This window comes from uncultured Maricaulis sp., assembly GCF_963976135.1.
Classification (GTDB): domain Bacteria; phylum Pseudomonadota; class Alphaproteobacteria; order Caulobacterales; family Maricaulaceae; genus Maricaulis.
The window spans coordinates 23713-41641 of record NZ_CAXBKN010000015.1 but is presented as its reverse complement, the minus strand read 5'-3'; the positions used below and the strand labels follow the sequence as shown (position 1 = coordinate 41641).

General features: G+C 61.9%; 13 protein-coding genes. 5 read left to right on the top strand and 8 right to left on the bottom strand.

Features of this window, described 5'->3' with window-relative positions; all coding sequences use genetic code 11:
• Positions 1-31: 31 nt before the first annotated feature.
• The 4 genes from AAC023_RS03620 to glmM form a co-directional block, all read right to left on the bottom strand.
• Positions 32-1552 (bottom strand): phosphomannomutase/phosphoglucomutase, encoded by a 1521-nt coding sequence (locus AAC023_RS03620; RefSeq protein ID WP_339738218.1) that lies wholly within the window; start codon positions 1550-1552, stop codon positions 32-34.
• Positions 1553-1687: 135 nt separating this feature from the next.
• Positions 1688-2998 (bottom strand): UDP-glucose/GDP-mannose dehydrogenase family protein, encoded by a 1311-nt coding sequence (locus AAC023_RS03615; protein ID WP_339738216.1) that lies wholly within the window; start codon positions 2996-2998, stop codon positions 1688-1690.
• Positions 2999-3171: 173 nt separating this feature from the next.
• Positions 3172-4251, bottom strand: coding sequence for an acyltransferase (locus tag AAC023_RS03610; RefSeq protein ID WP_339738214.1), 1080 nt, complete (start codon positions 4249-4251; stop codon positions 3172-3174).
• Complete coding sequence (gene glmM, locus AAC023_RS03605) at positions 4251-5597, bottom strand: phosphoglucosamine mutase (protein ID WP_339738212.1); 1347 nt, start codon at positions 5595-5597, stop codon at positions 4251-4253. The genes AAC023_RS03610 and glmM overlap by 1 nt, the downstream gene beginning before the upstream one ends.
• A 134-nt stretch (positions 5598-5731) precedes the next feature.
• On the opposite strand from glmM, the gene galU reads away from it, so the two are divergent.
• Complete coding sequence (gene galU / locus AAC023_RS03600) at positions 5732-6619, top strand: UTP--glucose-1-phosphate uridylyltransferase GalU (protein WP_339738210.1); 888 nt, start codon at positions 5732-5734, stop codon at positions 6617-6619.
• On the opposite strand, the gene AAC023_RS03595 is transcribed toward galU, so the two are convergent.
• Together AAC023_RS03595 and rfbA are read right to left on the bottom strand one after the other, a co-directional pair.
• Complete coding sequence (locus tag AAC023_RS03595; protein ID WP_339738208.1) at positions 6616-7590, bottom strand: NAD-dependent epimerase/dehydratase family protein; 975 nt, start codon at positions 7588-7590, stop codon at positions 6616-6618. The two genes, galU and AAC023_RS03595, sit on opposite strands and share 4 nt — an antisense overlap.
• Positions 7591-7638: 48 nt before the next feature.
• Positions 7639-8514, bottom strand: a complete 876-nt coding sequence (rfbA, locus tag AAC023_RS03590; protein ID WP_339738206.1) for a glucose-1-phosphate thymidylyltransferase RfbA — start codon at positions 8512-8514, stop codon at positions 7639-7641.
• A gap of 159 nt (positions 8515-8673) precedes the next feature.
• Between rfbA and rfbC the strand changes: the two genes are divergently transcribed.
• The 4 genes from rfbC (at position 8674) to AAC023_RS03570 (ending at position 11460) form a co-directional block, all read left to right on the top strand.
• Positions 8674-9237, top strand: a complete 564-nt coding sequence (rfbC, locus tag AAC023_RS03585; RefSeq protein ID WP_339738204.1) for a dTDP-4-dehydrorhamnose 3,5-epimerase — start codon at positions 8674-8676, stop codon at positions 9235-9237.
• Positions 9238-9255: 18 nt separating this feature from the next.
• Entirely contained in the window at positions 9256-10317 is a 1062-nt protein-coding gene (gene rfbB, locus AAC023_RS03580) for a dTDP-glucose 4,6-dehydratase (protein WP_339738202.1), read from the top strand.
• Complete coding sequence (rfbD, locus tag AAC023_RS03575; protein ID WP_339738200.1) at positions 10314-11240, top strand: dTDP-4-dehydrorhamnose reductase; 927 nt, start codon at positions 10314-10316, stop codon at positions 11238-11240. The genes rfbB and rfbD overlap by 4 nt, the downstream gene beginning before the upstream one ends.
• A 61-nt stretch (positions 11241-11301) precedes the next feature.
• Complete coding sequence (locus AAC023_RS03570) at positions 11302-11460, top strand: hypothetical protein (RefSeq protein WP_339738198.1); 159 nt, start codon at positions 11302-11304, stop codon at positions 11458-11460.
• Positions 11461-11602: 142 nt separating this feature from the next.
• Here the strand turns inward: AAC023_RS03570 and AAC023_RS03565 are convergent, their stop codons facing one another.
• A complete protein-coding gene (locus AAC023_RS03565) occupies positions 11603-16354 on the bottom strand; it encodes a cadherin domain-containing protein (RefSeq protein WP_339738196.1) in 4752 nt (1583 codons plus the stop codon).
• Positions 16355-16621: 267 nt separating this feature from the next.
• The gene (locus AAC023_RS03560) at positions 16622-17920 is read right to left on the bottom strand and encodes a TolC family protein (RefSeq protein WP_339738194.1); all 1299 of its coding nucleotides are present in this window, start codon (positions 17918-17920) and stop codon (positions 16622-16624) included.
• Positions 17921-17929: the final 9 nt, after the last annotated feature.

The window sequence follows — 17929 nt, the reverse complement described above, 5'->3', positions numbered from 1 at the left end:
GTCGGCGCCGCGGCCAGCGGCAAACCCGTCGTCACAGCTTCTGATCGAAGGGGCCGACTTCAGGGTATTGCGCCATGATCGCTTCGATCTCGCGGAAGATCGCTACCACATCCTCGCCCGATTCCGGGCTTTCCACGACAACAACCAGATTTGGCGTGTTGGACGAGGCGCGCATCAGGCCCCAGGCTCCGCCCTCGAGTGTGAAGCGCACGCCATTGACCGTGTTCACATCCTGGATCGCCCGGCCGGCTATTTTCGCCCCGGCGGCGCTGCGCGCCTGGACATCGGCGACAATGCGCCCGACGACATCATATTTCACTTCGTCGGCACAGGCTGGCGACATGGTCGGCGAGCCATAGCTGATCGGCAGCGCCCGGCGCAGATCGGCCATACTGCTCTGCGGGTTGCGGTCCAGCATTTCCAGAATGGCGCGCGCCGCGACCAGGCCGTCATCATAGCCGCGGCCGATCGGGGGCTGCAGGAAAAAATGTCCGGACTTTTCGAACCCGGCCAGGGCGCCCAGCTCACGTGAACGGCGCTTGATGTAGGAATGCCCGGTCTTGAAATAATCGGTCTTGCAGCCGTGCTCCGCCAGCACCGGATCGATCGCGAACAGACCGGTCGATTTGACATCCACCACGAAGGTCGAATTGGGGTAGAGCGGTGCCAGATCGCGCGCCAGCATCAGGCCGATCTTGTCGGCGAAGATTTCCTCGCCCTCATTGTCAACGACACCGCAACGATCGCCATCGCCGTCGAAACCGAGACCGACATCGGCCTTGTGTTCGAGCACGGCATCGCGGATCGCGTGCAGCATTTTCATATCTTCAGGATTGGGGTTGTAGCGCGGAAAGCTGTGATCAAGCTCGCAATCGAGCTCAACAACCTCGACGCCCATTGCCCGCAGGGCTTGCGGCGCAAAAGCGCCGGCCGTGCCATTGCCGCAGGCCGCGACGACCTTGAGCGGGCGGGAGATCTTGACCCCGTCCGAGACGTCGGCGAGATAGCGTTCAGCGACGCCGGCCTGGCGGACATAGCCGCCGCCGGCACGTGATATCCCATGCCCGCCAAGCACGATTTCCTTGAGCCGTGACATCTCGTCTGGCCCAAAGGTCAAGGGCCGCTCCGCGCCCATTTTGACCCCGGTCCAGCCATTGGAATTATGGCTCGCCGTGACCATCGCGACGCAAGGCACATCAAGATCGAACTGCGCGAAATAAGCCGTCGGTGACAGCGCCAGCCCGATATCATGAACTTCGATCCCCGCATCCATCAGGCCGACTTCCAGTGCCTGTTTGACGCTCAGCGAATAGCTGCGGAAATCATGCCCGACCGCGATTTTCGGCGTGACGCCAAGTTCGTGGATCAGCGTACCGAGGCCGAGCCCCAGCGCCTGCACGCCATAGAGATTGAGATCGGGGGCGACATCGGAGCCCGGATGCCCGAACCACCAGCGCGCATCATACTCGCGAAACCCGGTCGGTTTGATCAAGGGTTCATTTTCAAAGGCCGATGTGTTCGGCTTCAGGCTCGCTTTGGGAATCTGGGTCATGCTGTACATCCATGTGTAACGTCGCAGCACCTAACTACTGCATGATGCTGTCCATGCAAGTTCGGACACTCGGATCGGGCATCTGAAGCCGTCGAATTTGCGCACGGCAGCCCGGCCGCCGCAAAGGGTTTCGCATCAACCCTCCGGGCGGCCCACACTGGTATAGGCGAAGCCGGCCGCGAGCATTTCGTCGGGGGAATAGATATTGCGGAGATCGACGATGACCGGCGTCCGCATCGCGGCTTTGATCCGTTCCAGATCAAGCGCGCGGAATTCATTCCATTCGGTGATGATCGCCAGCACATCAGCATTTTCAGCGCAAAAATAGGGCCCCGAGACGAATTCAACATTGGAGAGCAGTTTTTCCGCCTCAAGAGTCCCGGCCGGGTCGAAAGCCTTCACCCTTGCCCCAGCCTTTTGCAGTGCCGGGATGATTTCCAGGCTGGGCGCGTCGCGCATATCGTCGGTATTCGGCTTGAAGGTCAGCCCGAGAATGGCGATCGTCTTGCCAGCGACATCACCGCCGCAGGCATCAATGATCTTCTTTGCCATTGCGCGTTTGCGGGCATCATTGACGTCGACAACGGTTTCGATCAGGCGCAGCGGCGCGCCGGCCTCCTGGGCTGTCCGCGTCAGGGCGAGTGTATCCTTGGGAAAGCAGGAGCCGCCATAGCCCGGCCCCGCATGCAGGAATTTGCCGCCGATCCGGTTATCGAGGCCAACGCCGCGGGCGACTTCCTGGACATTGGCGCCAACGGCGTCGCACAGATCTGCCATTTCATTGATGAAAGTGATCTTCATCGCCAGGAATGCATTGGCGGCATATTTGATCAGTTCCGACGTACGCCGGGAGGTGAAGACGATCGGCGTCTCATTGAGGAAAAGCGGGCGATAGATGTCATGCATGACCGTACGGGCCCGCTCGTCATCGGTACCGACGACGACACGGTCGGGATGTTTGAAATCATCGATCGCCGCGCCTTCACGCAGGAATTCCGGATTGGAGACGACAGCAAAATCGGCGTCGGGCCGGGTTTCGCGCACGATACGCTCGACTTCATCGCCAGTTCCGACCGGGACGGTCGATTTGGTGACGATGACAGTATAGCCATTCATGACTTCGGCGATTTCGCGGGCGGCAGCGTAGACATAGCTGAGATCGGCAAAACCATCGCCGCGACGGCTCGGCGTGCCGACGGCGATGAAGACCGCATCGGCCTCGCGAACGGCTTCGGTGAGATCCTGGGTGAAGCTCAATCGCCCCTCGCGAACATTGCGCTGGACCAGAAGATCGAGGCCGGGCTCATAGATCGGAATGCCGCCGGACTGGAGGGTCTCGACCTTCTCGGCATTCTTGTCGACGCAAATGACCTCATGGCCAAAATCGGCAAAACAGGCACCGGAAACCAGGCCCACATATCCCGTACCGATCATCGCAACGCGCATGTCGACCTACTCCTGCTGTGAATGGGACCGGTATCGCTTGGGCGGCAAGCTGGTGCAAGGGTTGATTGCCGCTGGAAATGTCCCGGCATGGGCGGAATGTGGGTGCCTGGCTCGAAATATGCCTGCTCAGCCGGAATGGCAGACCCCGGCCTGCCGCCCGCAATCCGGCACGTCTAGCTGTCGCCGGCAGAGGTAGGTGCCGGTGTCGGAACGAGCCTGGCAATCGCGGTTTTCCCGAGGCGCAGAAGTGGCTGCTCGATCAGCCAGTGGGTCAGCCAGGCCAGCAGCAGCGTGCCCGCAATGGCGAGGCTGTAATAGACCGGGCTGGCAAACACGCTGCCGCCGAGCCATGGCGCCAGAAGGCGTGCCAACACATCAAGCACCAGGATATGCCCGAGATAACAGGCATAGGACCAGTCCCCGATCCGGGCGGCGAGGGCCGGCAAGCGCGGCCGCCAGGCCAGTGCCGCCCAGACAACTCCAATCGCAAAGGGCGCGAAGACTGGTACGCGGATCGCCGGATTCTCCAGTCCCTCAAGGCCATAGACCGCCGTCCAGCCAAGACCGAGCGCAGCGCCGGCAAGGGCAAGTAGCAGGGCGATGCGGCCCATCGCCAGCAGGCGATCGGAAAATTGCGCGATCAGGGCGCCGGCGAGGAAGAGCAGGTTGAACGGGCTGATCACCAGGCCGATCCAGGGGGCCCTGCCCTCCGCAAGACCGAGCAAGCCAGCCAGGGTCAATCCGGACCAGACCAGCACCGCCCAGGGACGAAAGCGCACCGGCAGGATGAGGAAGAGGGCGTAGACGAGGTAGAAATACAGCTCATGGGTCAGTGTCCAGCCCACCGGGAGAATGGGGGGATAACCGACCGGGAAGAGGGTCAGCGAGGCCAGCCAGTCCTTCTCGCGCAGCGCCGTACCGGGACCATCACCAAATACCAGCATGTAACCGGCGACCGCAATCGCGGTATAGACCCAGTAGAGCGGGAAAATCCGGTTCAGGCGCGCGAGAAAGAAGCGCGGCCGCAGGCCCGACAGACCGCCATAGATATGGTGGATGATGAAACCGGAAATCACGAAAAAGACGTCGACGCCGCTAAAGCCGAAATAGGCAAAACCGCCGAGAAGCTGGTCACCCAGCAGGCGTCCCTCGGTCTGATGGGTATGGCCGATGACGACGAGCAGGACAGCCAGCGCCCGCAGATATTGCAACTCGACGATCTGGCCCCGGTCCGGTTTCGCGGCTGCAAGCACTAGGCGGCCGCCCGTTCGATAGCCGAACGCACATCATCCACGACGCTGCGGATCAGCTTCATCTCACCCTCAGCCATCACACGGATCACCGGTTCGGTGCCGGAGGCGCGTACGAGCAGACGCCCGCTCGTGCCCATACGCCGTTCGGCCTCGGCGATGGCAGCGCGAACATTGTCGTCGGTGAGCAGGGCCTTGCCCTTGGTGACGCGAACATTTTCCAGCAATTGCGGCGCGGGTTTGAAAACCCGGAAGACCGAACTGGCCGGCTCGCCTGAATCCACCAATACCCGCAGCACCTGCAGCGCCGCGATCAGACCATCGCCCGTCGGGGCGAAATCAGGCATCACGATATGGCCCGACGCTTCACCGCCGAGATTGATGCCGGTTTCCTTCATGCGTTCGGAAACATAACGGTCACCGACCTGGGTGCGTTCGAGCGCAATCCCCTCGCCTTCGAGAAAACGTTCAAGACCGAGATTGGACATCACTGTCGCGACGATGGCCGGTTTGGCCAGCTCGCCGGTCTTGTGCCAGTGACGCGCCAGCATGGCGAGGATCTGGTCGCCATCAATGACCCGGCCCTTCTCGTCGCACAGGATGAGGCGGTCGCCATCACCATCGAGCGCGATACCGAGATCGGCGCGGTATTTGACGACTTCCTTGGCCAGCCGGCCCGGGGCGGTCGAACCGCAATCCTCATTGACGTTGAAGCCATTGGGCTCAACCCCGATCGGGATCACATCGGCGCCGAGTTCCCACAGCGCCGTCGGAGCCACCTTGTAGCCAGCGCCATTGGCGCAATCGATCACCAGGCGCAGGCTCGACAGGCTCTGATTACGCGGGAAGGTCGATTTGACGATTTCGACATAGCGCGCCTGGGCGTCATCGATCCGCTTGGCACGGCCGAGATCGGACGGCGCCGCCAATTCCTCGCTGAGGCTGCCATCCATCAGCGCCTCGATCTGCAATTCGGTTTCATCGTCGAGCTTCTTGCCCTCGGGCCCGAAAAGCTTGATGCCATTGTCATGATAGGGATTGTGTGACGCCGTGATCATCACGCCCAGATCCGCGCGCAATGACCGCGTCATCAGCGCGACCGCGGGGGTGGGCAGCGGGCCAAACTGGAAGACATCCATGCCCACCGAGGTGAAGCCGGCGACCAGGGCGGATTCGATCATATAGCCGGACAGGCGCGTATCCTTGCCGATCACCACGGAGTGCCGCCCGGTATGGCGGACAAAATGCCGCCCCGCCGCCATGCCGAGCCGCAGCGCGGTCTCGGCCGTCATCGGGAAGGAATTGGTGAGGCCGCGAATGCCATCCGTGCCGAAGTATTTCTTGCCCATTTGCGCTTCCAAATACTGGTTTGCGCCAAACATATAGGACAGCGACCCTTACGCGAAGTGAATGCGTAAGCTGGACGGCAGCAAAACGATCCGATAGGCGTGCCTTGACCAAGAACACGAGGGGAGTGCCTGTCATGAAACGAGTCCGCAAAGCCGTTCTGCCGGTTGCCGGCCTGGGAACACGCGTCCTGCCAGCCACCAAATCCATTCCCAAGGAAATGCTCCCGGTTTTCGATCGCCCCGCCATCCAGTATGTCGTCGATGAAGCCATCGCCGCCGGGATCGAGCACTTCGTCTTCGTCACCGGGCGCAATAAGGGCGCGATCGAGGATTATTTCGACCGCTCCTACGAACTTGAGGCAACCCTGCAGGACAAGGGCAAGACCGAGATTCTGGAAATCCTGAGCCGGACGCGCGCGGCGCCAGGCTCGATGAGCTTTGTCCGCCAGCAGGCACCGCTCGGCCTCGGTCACGCCATCTGGTGCGCCCGCGACATTATCGGCGATGAACCCTTCGCCATCCTGCTGCCCGACGTTCTGGTGCGGGCCGAGCCGAGCTGCCTGGCCCAGATGATCGCGGCCTATCAGGACACGGGCGGCAATATCATCGCGGTCGAACAGGTCGCGCCGGCCGATGTCGACAAATACGGTGTGATCGACCCGCTCGAGCGCCAGGGCAACCGTATCCGCATGCGCGGCATGGTCGAGAAGCCACCGGTCGACAAGGCACCATCAAATCTCGCGATCACCGGCCGCTACATCCTGCAAGGCAGCATCTTCAAATATCTCGAGGACCAGGCCGCCGGCGCCGGCGGTGAAATCCAGCTGACCGATGCGATGGCGCGCCTGATGCAGCACCAGGATTTCCATGCCGTCGAATATGCGGGGCAATCCTATGATTGCGGTGACAAGCTGGGTTATCTGCGCGCGACCATCTCGTTCGCATTGAATGATCCGGAACTGGGTGCCGCAGCACGCAAGGTCGCCGAGACAGCCCTGAAGAACGAAGGGGCTGGAAACTAGGCCTCGCGATTTCGCCAGTCGCGATACCAGTCGGCAAAACGGGCAAGCCCCTCATCCAGGCGGACCGTCTGCTCAAAGCCGTAATCGCGTTCCAGCTTGCTGGTATCGGCATAGGTGCGGGTGACATCGCCGGCCTGCATGGGCAACATGATTTTCTCGGCCGCCATGCCGAGCGCGCCCTCGAGGCTCGAGATCATGTCCATTAGTTTCACCGGCGAAGAGCCGCCGATATTGTAAACCTCGTGATGCCCGCGCGGTGGACTATCGTCGAGAATACGCAGGAGCGGCGCGATGATGTCGTCGATATAGGTGAAATCCCGCTCCATCTCGCCGCCGTTGAAGACCTTGATCGGCCGCCCCTCGAACATCGCGTCTGAGAAGAGCCAATAAGCCATGTCCGGCCGGCCCCAGGGACCGTAAACGGTGAAGAAGCGCAGCCCCGTCGCCGCCGTTCCGTAGAGGCTGGCATAGGCCGAGCTCATCAATTCATCGGCCAGCTTGGTGGCGGCGTAAAGTGAGGCCGGTCGCATGGTGACATCGTCCTCACGAAACGGGACGCTGGAACGTTCGCCATAAACCGAGCTCGAGGAGGCATAGACCAGGTGTTTCAGATCATCGCCGAGATGGCGGGCGGCCTCCAGCACGGACAAATGCCCGTGCAGGTTTGAATTGGCATAAGCGAAGGGCTGGTCGATCGAATAGCGCACACCAGCCTGGGCGCCGAGGTGCAGAATCCGGTCCGGGCGGACGCGTTCAACGAGGGCCAGAACCGCCTCATGATCCGCCAATTCCAGCTTCTCAAAGCTGAACCCGGGCCGCGCCTGCAAATGCGCCAGGCGCGCCTGTTTCAGTGCCGGGTCATAATAGGCGTTCAGATTGTCGATACCGACGACATCCACGCCCTGATCGAGCAGGGCATTGACCGCATGGAAGCCCACAAATCCTGCAGCGCCCGTCACTAGAGTCGTCATTCAAAATCCTCACGCCCATTCTCAAGCCGTCGCTGACCGGTCACGTCGTCAGCGAGCCTCGGATTCCAACAGTTTGGCCAGGTATTTGCCGTAATCAGAATTTGCGAACCGTTCAGCTGACTGGCGCAGCTCCGCGCGGTCAATCCAGCCATTTCGGTAGCCGATTTCCTCGAGGCAGGCGATTTGCAGCCCCTGGCGCCGTTCCAGCGAGCGCACATATTCCGACGCCTCCAGCAAGGCCTGTGGCGTGCCGGTGTCGAGCCAGGCTACGCCGCGCCCCAGTTTTTGCACGCGCAGATCCCCGCGCTCCATATAGGCGCGATTGACATCGGTGATCTCGAGCTCGCCGCGCGCCGACGGCCGTATCGAGCGTGCGATCTCGACGACGTCATTATCGTAGACATACAGCCCAGTGACAGCGAGGTTGGAGCGGGGCTCCTCCGGCTTTTCGTCAATCGCGATCGGCTTGCCGTCAGCATCCAGCACGACGACGCCATAGCGTTGTGGCTTGTTGACATGATAGGTGAAAATCGTTGCTCCCGAGGTCGGGCTCGCCGCCCCGCGAACGATTTCGTCAAACCCGTGACCGTAAAACATATTGTCACCGAGGATCAGGGTGACCGGTCCGTCGCCAATGAAGTCCTCGTCGAGCAGGAAAGCCTGCGCCAGCCCCTGCGGGCTGGGCTGTGCAACATAGCTCAGCCGTACCCCGAAACGCGAGCCATCGCCCAGCAATTGGCGGAAGCGCTCCTGGTCATCCGGCGTCGTGATGATGAGAATGTCCCGAATTCCGGCCAGCATCAAAACCGACAGCGGATAATAGATCATCGGCTTGTCGTAGACGGGCAGTAATTGTTTGGACGTGCAAAGCGTCAACGGCCACAGCCGGGTCCCGCTGCCTCCTGCAAGCACAATTCCTTTCACGTTACACCCCAGTCAGTTACAGCTCTCACCCCATATGGGCTGATACACGCATACAAGACCTCACACGGTCTGGAAACCGCGTGACGCCGGTTCCTGCCCGGCCAGACTTGAGTTGCCCGGCAAACCTGCGCATATCCCCTGTTGATACGGAGCGCCGACATGCAGATTGAACGCCTCGCCATTCCCGGAGTGATTCAAATCACCCCGCCGCGCCATGGCGACCACCGGGGTTATTTTTCCGTCACCTATAACCGGGACGATCTGGCGAGCCTGGGTATCGACGCGGACTTTTCACAGGACAACCAATCCTGGTCGGCCGCAGCCGGCACGGTGCGCGGCCTGCACTTCCAGAACCCGCCCGCCGAACAGGCCAAGCTGGTCCGCGTTGTCCAGGGCCGGGTGCTTGACGTGGTCGTCGATGCCCGCCGCGGATCGCCGGCATTTGGGCAATATATCAAGTCGGAATTGTCTGCCGAAAACGGGGCACAGATTTTCGTGCCACGCGGTTGCCTGCATGGCTTTGTCACGCTGGATGCCGATAGCGTCGTGCAGTACAAGGTCGATAATGACTATGCCCCCGGGCTGGATGCGAGTCTGCGCTGGGACGATCCTGAACTGGGCATCGACTGGGGAATCGACCGCAGCACAGCGACGCTTTCAGAAAAGGATGCGAACGGGATATCCTGGGCCGAGTTCGACACGCCTTTCCGGTTCGGCGAATAGGGCGGGAAGGAGTATGGCGTGAAACTACTCATTACCGGCGGCAGCGGTTTTATCGGCTCCACACTGGTTCTCACAGCGCTCGGCCGTGGCCACGAAGTCGTCAATCTCGATGCCCTGACCTATGCGGCCAATCCTGCCAGTCTGGACGCCGTCCGAAATGACTCCGCCTATCAGTTCGAACACGCCGATATTCGCGACAGCGCGGCGCTGGCACGGGTCTTTGCACAACACCAGCCGGATGCGGTGATGCATCTGGCTGCGGAATCGCATGTCGATCGCTCGATCGATGGTCCGCAGGTTTTCGTCGACACCAATGTCGGTGGCACCGCGCAATTGCTGCAGGCCAGCACCGAATACTACCGGCGGCTGGCAGCGGACCGCGCGGCGGCCTTCCGCTTCCATCACATCTCGACTGATGAGGTTTATGGCTCGCTCGGAGCGACGGGCCGGTTCAGCGAGGAAAGCCCTTATCGGCCCAACTCGCCCTATGCGGCCAGCAAGGCCTCGGCCGACATGATGGTGCGCGCCTGGCATTCGACCTATGCGCTGCCCACCATCATCTCGAATTGCTCGAATAATTACGGGCCGCGGCAATTTCCTGAAAAGCTGATCCCGGTTGTGATCCTGTCCGCGCTCAAGGGCGCGCCGATACCGGTCTATGGACGCGGCGCGAATGTCCGCGACTGGCTGCATGTCGAGGACCATGCCGATGCCCTGCTGGCCATTCTCGAACGGGGCCGGATTGGCGAGACCTATAATGTCGGCGGCGATGCCGAATGCAGCAATCTCGAACTGGTCAGGCTATTGTGTACGGAACTCGACCGGCAGCACCCCCGCACCGGCGCGTCCAGTGACCAGATCACCTTCGTGACCGATCGCCCGGGGCATGATTTCCGATATGCAATCGACGCCGCAAAACTGCAGGGCGAGCTGGGCTGGTCGCCTCGCTTCACCCTTGCCGAGGGCCTGGCACAGACCGTCGGCTGGTATCTCGATCATGCGGACTGGTGCCGCGCTGCCCTCACCCGGCTCGGCGGCGATGACCGGCTGGAGCGGCTCGGCCTCGGCGCGAAGGGATGACCGCGGAGATTATCATCCTCGGACGCCTCGGCCAGGTCGCCGCAGCGACATCATCCGCTGCGGCCGCAAGCGGGCATGCGGTCAGGCATCTGGCGCGCCCCGAAATCGACCTGGCGGAGCCCGGTGACATCGCGCGCGTCCTCGACCCCATCTTGCTGGCTGCGCCGGCGGGCAGCGTTCTGGTCAATGCGGCGGCCTATACCGATGTCAATCGCGCGGAATCCGAACCCGAGCTCGCGCACAGGATCAATGCCCGTACGCCGGCCATGCTCGCCGCGCGATGCGCGCAGGCCGATATCCCGCTGATCCACCTGTCGACAGACTATGTGTATGACGGGAAGAAGGAGGCGCCCTATCTCGAGACGGATCCCGGCCATCCGCTCTCGGTCTATGGCCGCAGCAAGCTGGAAGGCGACGAAGCGATCCGGCTTAGCGGCGCACGGCATGTGATCCTGCGGACTTCTGCAGTCTTCTCGGGCGGCGGCCAGAATTTCCTGCGCACCATGCTCAGACTCGGAACCCGACAGGATCGGGTCCGGGTTGTGCATGATCAGCGCACCTGCCCGACCTCAGCGGCGGATATTGCGGCAGCCATTATCGCGATTGCGGAGCAGATGGCTGATGCCCGGGACGTGAGTGGGCTCTTCCACTTCTGCGGCGACACATCGAGAAGCTGGGCCGAGTTCGCCGCCGATATCTTTGACGCGGCGACGGCCTTTGGCGAAACCGCGGTCAAGGTCGAGCAAATCGGCTCGGATGAGTTTCCAGGCCCCGCCCGCCGGCCCGTCTATTCAGTGATGAATTGCGATGCGATCTCGCGCGCCTTCGGGATATCACAGCCTGATTATCGGCGTGCCCTGAACCAAGGCGTCGCGCACGCACTCGCTGCACCCCGGCCGCCAGACGCAACCAAAACTTGCTAAATCCGCGTATTTGCGAGAATATGTTCGTCAGTTGTAGTGTGTGCGTGGGGCGTAGGGGATTATGGATATCGTGTACCGGCTGGTCACTTGGGGGCTATTGTGCCTGTTCGCCGGATTTCTCGCCTATGGCGCAGCAATGACAAGCTACACCCTGTTCCGCTTCTACCGCGACGAGTTTGCCAAGCGCGGCAATGCCCGAACCTCGAAAGCCCAGAGTTAGCGCCGCGAAAAAACCCAGAGTTCGCGCAGCGTCACCCTGGACGGCCGATCCCGCCCCCTGCCCGTGAGCCCTGAACGGCCAGAATGGCGCGGCAGGGAGCGGATGAACCCGCTCCCCGTCACGATCCATCATGCCGTCGGGATCAAGCCCAGCCTTCGATCGAATCGAGCAGCTGGACATCGTCGGCCTGAGCGTCGAAGGGCAGCGCGTCGTGGTCCGCCACGGGCATGGCGTCCGGCCCGGCCGTGGAGGCCTGGCTGATGACGGAGACCGATGCGCCCTGGTCATCATTGAGAACCAGCATGCCATTATCGCCCCAGCTCACATCCGGCAGACGGAAATCAACCAGATCGGCAAAGACTCCGCCCTCCTGCGGTGCTTCAACCGTCAGATCGACATTGTTCGCGTCGGTGATCAACACGCCAAAACCGCCGGCCTGGCCATCAATCAGCTGAACCTGTGCCAGCTCCTCGGGGCTGAGATCCGGCATGACATCATGATGCCCGCCGGCTTTCTCTGCCGGATGAAGCGCATCCATGACGGGAATATCCGATCCCTTGTCGGCGTGCCCGGACAGGCCGACAACGGCCATCGGCGTTCCCGCATCCGCAGGATCAAGCGGTCGCATCACCGCGCCCGGCAAGGCTCCGGCCTCGACGAAGAGCGGCAGGCTGTCCATGCCCCAACCCGCATTCGGGACGAAGCCGCGGAAATTGCCGTCAGCCCCGGCGCCGGCCTGCAACAGGCCGGCCCAGTTCACACCGCTCAATCCATCATGGACCAGATCGACATCGTCGAGCTTGTCGAGCGGGATGAGCAGCGCTGACGGTGTCGCGGTGCCATACTCAATCGTCTCAATGCTGATCAGCTCCGTCACCCCATCCGGCGAGCCGACGCGCAGATCAGTGACAACGGTGTTTCCGGAGCCATTTGTCGTGATCGAATACTGGCTCTGCAGCCCGGAGAAGAACACCGTATCAATACCGCTGCCACCGTCATAAACGTCCGTTCCGCCGCTGGCATAGAAGCGGTCAGCGCCGGCATTGCCGGTGAGGATATTGTCGGCATCATTGCCGATCAGGGTGTCATTTCCGGTGCCGCCAATTGCATTCTCGATCACCGTTCCGCGTGCAATGCCGACATTGCCCCGTCCGCCCTGCAGGCTCGAATAGGACTCGGCGCGCAAATCGAGCGTCTGATTGGCTGCGGAACCCGAATAATCCATCGTGTCCGTGCCGCCGGTATCGACGATGGTGTAGGTCGTGACCGTGGTGAAGGATGTGGCCTCGTAAATCGCGTTTCCGGCCGTCGAATTGAAGCCGTAAACCGTATCGCCGCCGCGAATATTCGCCGCCAGCCCATACATGTTCTGGATCGCGAGCACATCGGCCATTTGTGGCGAGACCACAAAGGCGTAGGAGGCGTCGACAAAGGTGTTTTCAGACTGGCTGAAATACGACATCACCGTCGCTTGCCAGGAATCGTTGAGATAAGCGGCATCAACGGCATAGTCGGCGGATCCATTATAGGGTCCGGCATGGCCAAGTCCGAGCGCATGCCCGATTTCATGGACATAAGTCTGGAAGGCATAGCCGTTGATATTGGTGCCATAGGTGTCGATCCATTCGGTGGAGACATTCACTTCGGCAGACTGGATGATGCCGCCGGACGTCACGACCGAAGCGAACGCGCCTTCCTCATCATCGTCGAACACCATCTGGCCGCCGATCCCGACTTCGGAGAAGGTGATCCCGGTCAGGTCCGACCAGAGCGTCAGCGCCGCGCGGGCCAGGGTCTGCCCATCGGCGGTCAGGCCGCCAAGCGTCACCGTGATGGTGCCACCATCGGTCGCGCTCCACTGGCGCGGCTGGCTGCCATTTCCGACCCAATATCCGGAACGCAGGAATTCCGCGATCTGGTCATTGCTGAATTCCTCAAGCGGCGGGGCCGTCTCCAGTCCGACCGTATAACTCCCGGCAACAGTGTCATCCCAGGCAGCCGCCTCCACGTAATACGTGCCCGTCGTGGCCACCGTGTAAGTCAGAAGTGAATTGAGGCCCGGGCCACCATCATCATTTTCGGCGACCAGGTCACCGGCCGCGTCATAGAGACGGACGAGCGGATCGCTCAGCGGGCTGGCACCAGTGCCGTTCAGCGAAATCGCATAGCGTTGCCCCGCCACGAGCTCGACGGCGATCCAGTCCCGGTCGCCGACCACTTCCAGCTCATTGGAGAATGTGCCGCCCAGCGCCAGGGTGGCAGGCGTGGTCACATCCGCCGGCAGGTCGTTGGTTTCGGCGAGATCGGTGACCGTGACCGCGACGGCCAGATCAGTTGTATGGGTGCCGTCCGAAGCCGTGACCACGAAATCATAGACGTTGTCACCGCCAGCATCCGCAGGGGCTTCAAAATCAGGAGCGGTCAGGAAAGTGACGTTTCCACCATCGGGATGGATGGTGAACAGGGCCGCGTCCGCACCGGAGATGGAATAGGTTACGGTTGAAGTCGCATCGGCGTCCGACGCATTCGCGATATAGGCGGATGTCTGGTTTTCCGCGACCTGATTGGTCCCGGACGAGGTGAAGACGGGAGCATTATCATTGAGGTCCTCGACCGTGATCATGACCACTTGATCGGTATTATTGACCCCATCCGAGGCGCGCACCACGATTTCATACTGGTTGTCGGCGCCGCCATCCTCAGGGTTTTCGTGGTCAGGGGCGTTCACGAAGGTCACCACACCCGAGCTCGAATCGATCGCGAACAGGGAGACATCATTCCCCCCGACGAGCGAATAGGTGATCGTATCGAGATCGGAATCGGTCGCGCTGGCGGTATAGGCTGCCGTGCTGTTTTCCGGCACGGATGCATTATCCGAAGACGTGAAGACCGGGGCGTTTTCACTGGTGTCCGTGACAGTGATTGCCACAGCCTGGTCGACAGAATTGACCCCATCCGAAGCGGTGACCGTAATGTCATAGACATTATTGCCGCCCGCATCAGCGGGCGCTTCGAAGTCAGGCGCAACCTTGAAGGTCACCACGCCCGTCGAGCTGTCGATATTGAACAAGGCGGCATCGGCGCCCGATATCGTGTAGGCGATCGTATCCGCCGCATCGGCATCGCTCGCATCGGCGTCATAGGCCGTCAGCGTGCCTTCGGGCACAGACGCGGTCGCGCCCGAGCTGAATACGGGCGCATTATCATTGAGATTCGTGACCGTTATGGCGACCGCCTGGTCGACATTATTGGTGCCGTCGGAAGCCCGCACCACAATGTCATAGACATTATTGCCGCCGGCATCGCCGGGCGCTTCAAAATCCGGGGCGGTCTTGAAGGTCACCTCACCGGTTGTCGCATTGATATTGAACAGGGCGGCATCGGCGCCGCCAGCCAGCGAATAGGTCGGGTTGGTCAGATCGGGATCACTCGCGGCTGCGGTATAGGCCGCCGTCTGGTTTTCCTGGACGCTCGCCGTGCTGCCGGATGTGAAGACCGGTGCTTCATTGACGTTGGTGACGCTGATCGACACAGGCTGACTGGTGGAATTCACACCATCGGACGCCGTCACCACAACATCAAAGGACTGGCCGCCAGGGCTTTCATAGTCAGGCGGCCGGACGAAGGTCACCACACCGGTTGCTGCATCAATCTTGAAGTCGGCCGCATCGGTCCCGGACAGCGAATAGGTGAGCGTCGAATTGGCATCGGCATCGGTCGCAATGGCGGTGAAGGCGGATGACTGGTTCTCCGCCACCGTGAAGCTGGAAGCGGAGGTGAAAACCGGCGCATTGTCGTTCTGGTCGGTGACGGTGATGGCGACAGCCTGATCCGTGCTATTCGTGCCGTCCGAAGCGGTGACGATGATATCATAGACATTATCGCCGCCGGCATCGGCTGGATTTTCGTGATCAGGCGCGGTTTTGAATGTAACCGCGCCGGTTGCGGCATCGATCGAGAAAAGCGCAGCATCCGTTCCCGACAGCGAATAGGTCAGCGCCGTGCCTTCATCATCAGCGGCCGCGGCCGTATAGGCGGCGGTCTGGTTTTCCGCCACGCTGGCGGTGGCCCCCGATGAAAACACCGGTGCCTCATCGACATTATCGACGGTGATCGTCACGGTCTGATCGGTCGTATTGACGCCATCCGATGCGCGGATCGTCACTTCATAGGCATTGTCGGTATTGGCGTCGTCCGGATTTTCAAAATCGGGCGTCCCGACAAAGCTGACGGCACCGGTCGAGGCATTGATCGAAAAATCTGCCGCGTCTGCACCGCCAATAATCGAATAGCTGAGCGTATTGCCATCGGCGTCCGTCGCCGTGGCCGTGTAAACCGTCCCCGTCGAGTTCTCGTCAACCGAAGCCGATGCAGATGAGGTGAAAACCGGCGGATTTGTATTCGGTGTCGGGGTCGGTGCTGGCGATGAGGACGAGCCCCCGCCGCCGCCGCCGGCTGCCAGCCCGCCACCGATGACGAGCGCGCCCAGGGCACCCAGCGCGGCACCGCCACCACCCGCTGCCGGCAGAGCGGCTTCCAGGGCCGCATCGACCGAACCCGCAGACAGATAGACAATTCCGTCCTGAACCACCACATCGGAGGCGGCTATAATGATGGTCTGCCCATCCGCCATCACGATCTGGACCGAGCCATCGGCCTGGACGTGGATGCTGGAAACATTGGCGATATCCGAGGCAGCCTGGAAGCCCTCCGGCGCGCCGGCAGCGTTCTGGGCATTGGCGCCGCCCGCCATCAGGACCGCGCCGGCCGTCGCCAGTGCCGCAGCCGCGATCTGATTGCGCGCGCGCGCTGTATCCGGCTTCGTCTCGCGACGTGTGAGACCATCCGCAGGCCCCTGGCCGGAATCGGTGTGGGTCCAGTTTTGATCGGTCATGACATTCTCCCCCGGGTAGCTGGCAATGCTGCCATTGTGCAGGCCATTTGCGCCACGATACCCTGGCATGGCGGCGGTGCCTGCTGTGATTGCACTACTAAATTTTCACGCCAAGTCTCGGCGAACCATCATGTCCGCGATCACGTGAATTGAAGGCTAAACTCTGGAGGCGTGCGGCGTCCAGAGAAAGCTTCCGTGCCGGGACCGAAAAGCGGTCGGCTGACTTGATGAAGGCATGAATTGCGGCGGGCCAATCCGGCCCGCACCTCAGTCGGCATATCGGGGCATGCGCGCGGTCAATCGCATCAGGTCCAGCTTTTGCCGCAACAGGGAAAAGCGCGTTGCGACGACGTCCAGCGCGGCCTCTTCATAGTCCAGGCGGGCATCGATCAGGACCGGCAAGGTACCAAGCCCCAATTCGAACTCCCCGGAGATAGCCTCAAAATAGTCCAGCTGGCTTTCCGCCACGGCCTCACGGCGCATCAACTGGGCTTCCAGGGAGAGGGTGCGGCGGAAGGCGACCTCTGCCTCTTCGCCGAGATTGCGTTGCAAGGTGCGAAGCCCGCTCTCCTCCTGGGAGAGCCGCGCCCGGGCGCGATCATTTCGCGCCCCCAGCGCAGACCCGGTATAGAGGGGAACCGAGACATCGACCCCGACCCGGTCGCGCGTATCCCAGTCCTCGCTGGTGTCGTCATAGACATAGGACACAATCCCCACCATCTCGACCACGGGCAGGCGGGAGCGCGCCTGCCGGTCGCGCTGCGCTTCAAGTGAGCGGATCGTGCTGCGCTGGGCCCCGATCCGGGGATGCGCCGCCAGGGCGGCTGCAACCACATCATCAACATTGCCGAGCCCCGCCAATTGGGCATCGAGTGCCGCGCGCGCCGCGTCCGGGGCACAGGGCTCGGCCGACTGGCCCGAATATTCGCGAATGCGGGTCGCCGCACGATCGACCGTAAACCGAAGCTCGAGCGCCTCGGCCTCGGCCGAAGCGAGTTGCGCGACAATCTGGGCATTGTCGGCCCGGGTGGCGCCACCGCGTCGCAGCAGGGCCTCGATGGCCTCGTGCTGCCGCACAAAGTAAGCCCGCCTTTGCGCGATCACGCCGATCATGGCTTCAGCTTCTAGCCGGGTGAGATAGGCGTCCGCGAAGGCGTAGGCCGCCTGGTTCTGCTGTTCGAGGGTATCGAATTCGCGCTGATCAACCCCGCCCTGGGCCGCTTCGCGGGCCAGGCGGCTATCGCCGAAATCGAACACGCGCTGCGACACGCGGACGCCAAGCTGATTGTCGATCTGACTACCCGTCAGACCACTATCACCAACCCCGGAGCGCCCGAAGGTGGAAACCTGCGGCCGCATCAGGGACCGGGCCTCGCGCAAATCGGCGCGCGCCTCGGCTTCGCGGGCCCGGGCACCATCGACTTCCGGCGCACGCGCCGCCGCCAGGGCCAGCCCGTCGGTGAAGCCCAGACATCGGACCGGTGCCTCCTGCCCATATGCCGGCCCCGCCAGGACAAGCGCGCACAGGGCCGAGCCGGCCAGGGAAATCCGTTTGAATGCTGTCATCGCACCATC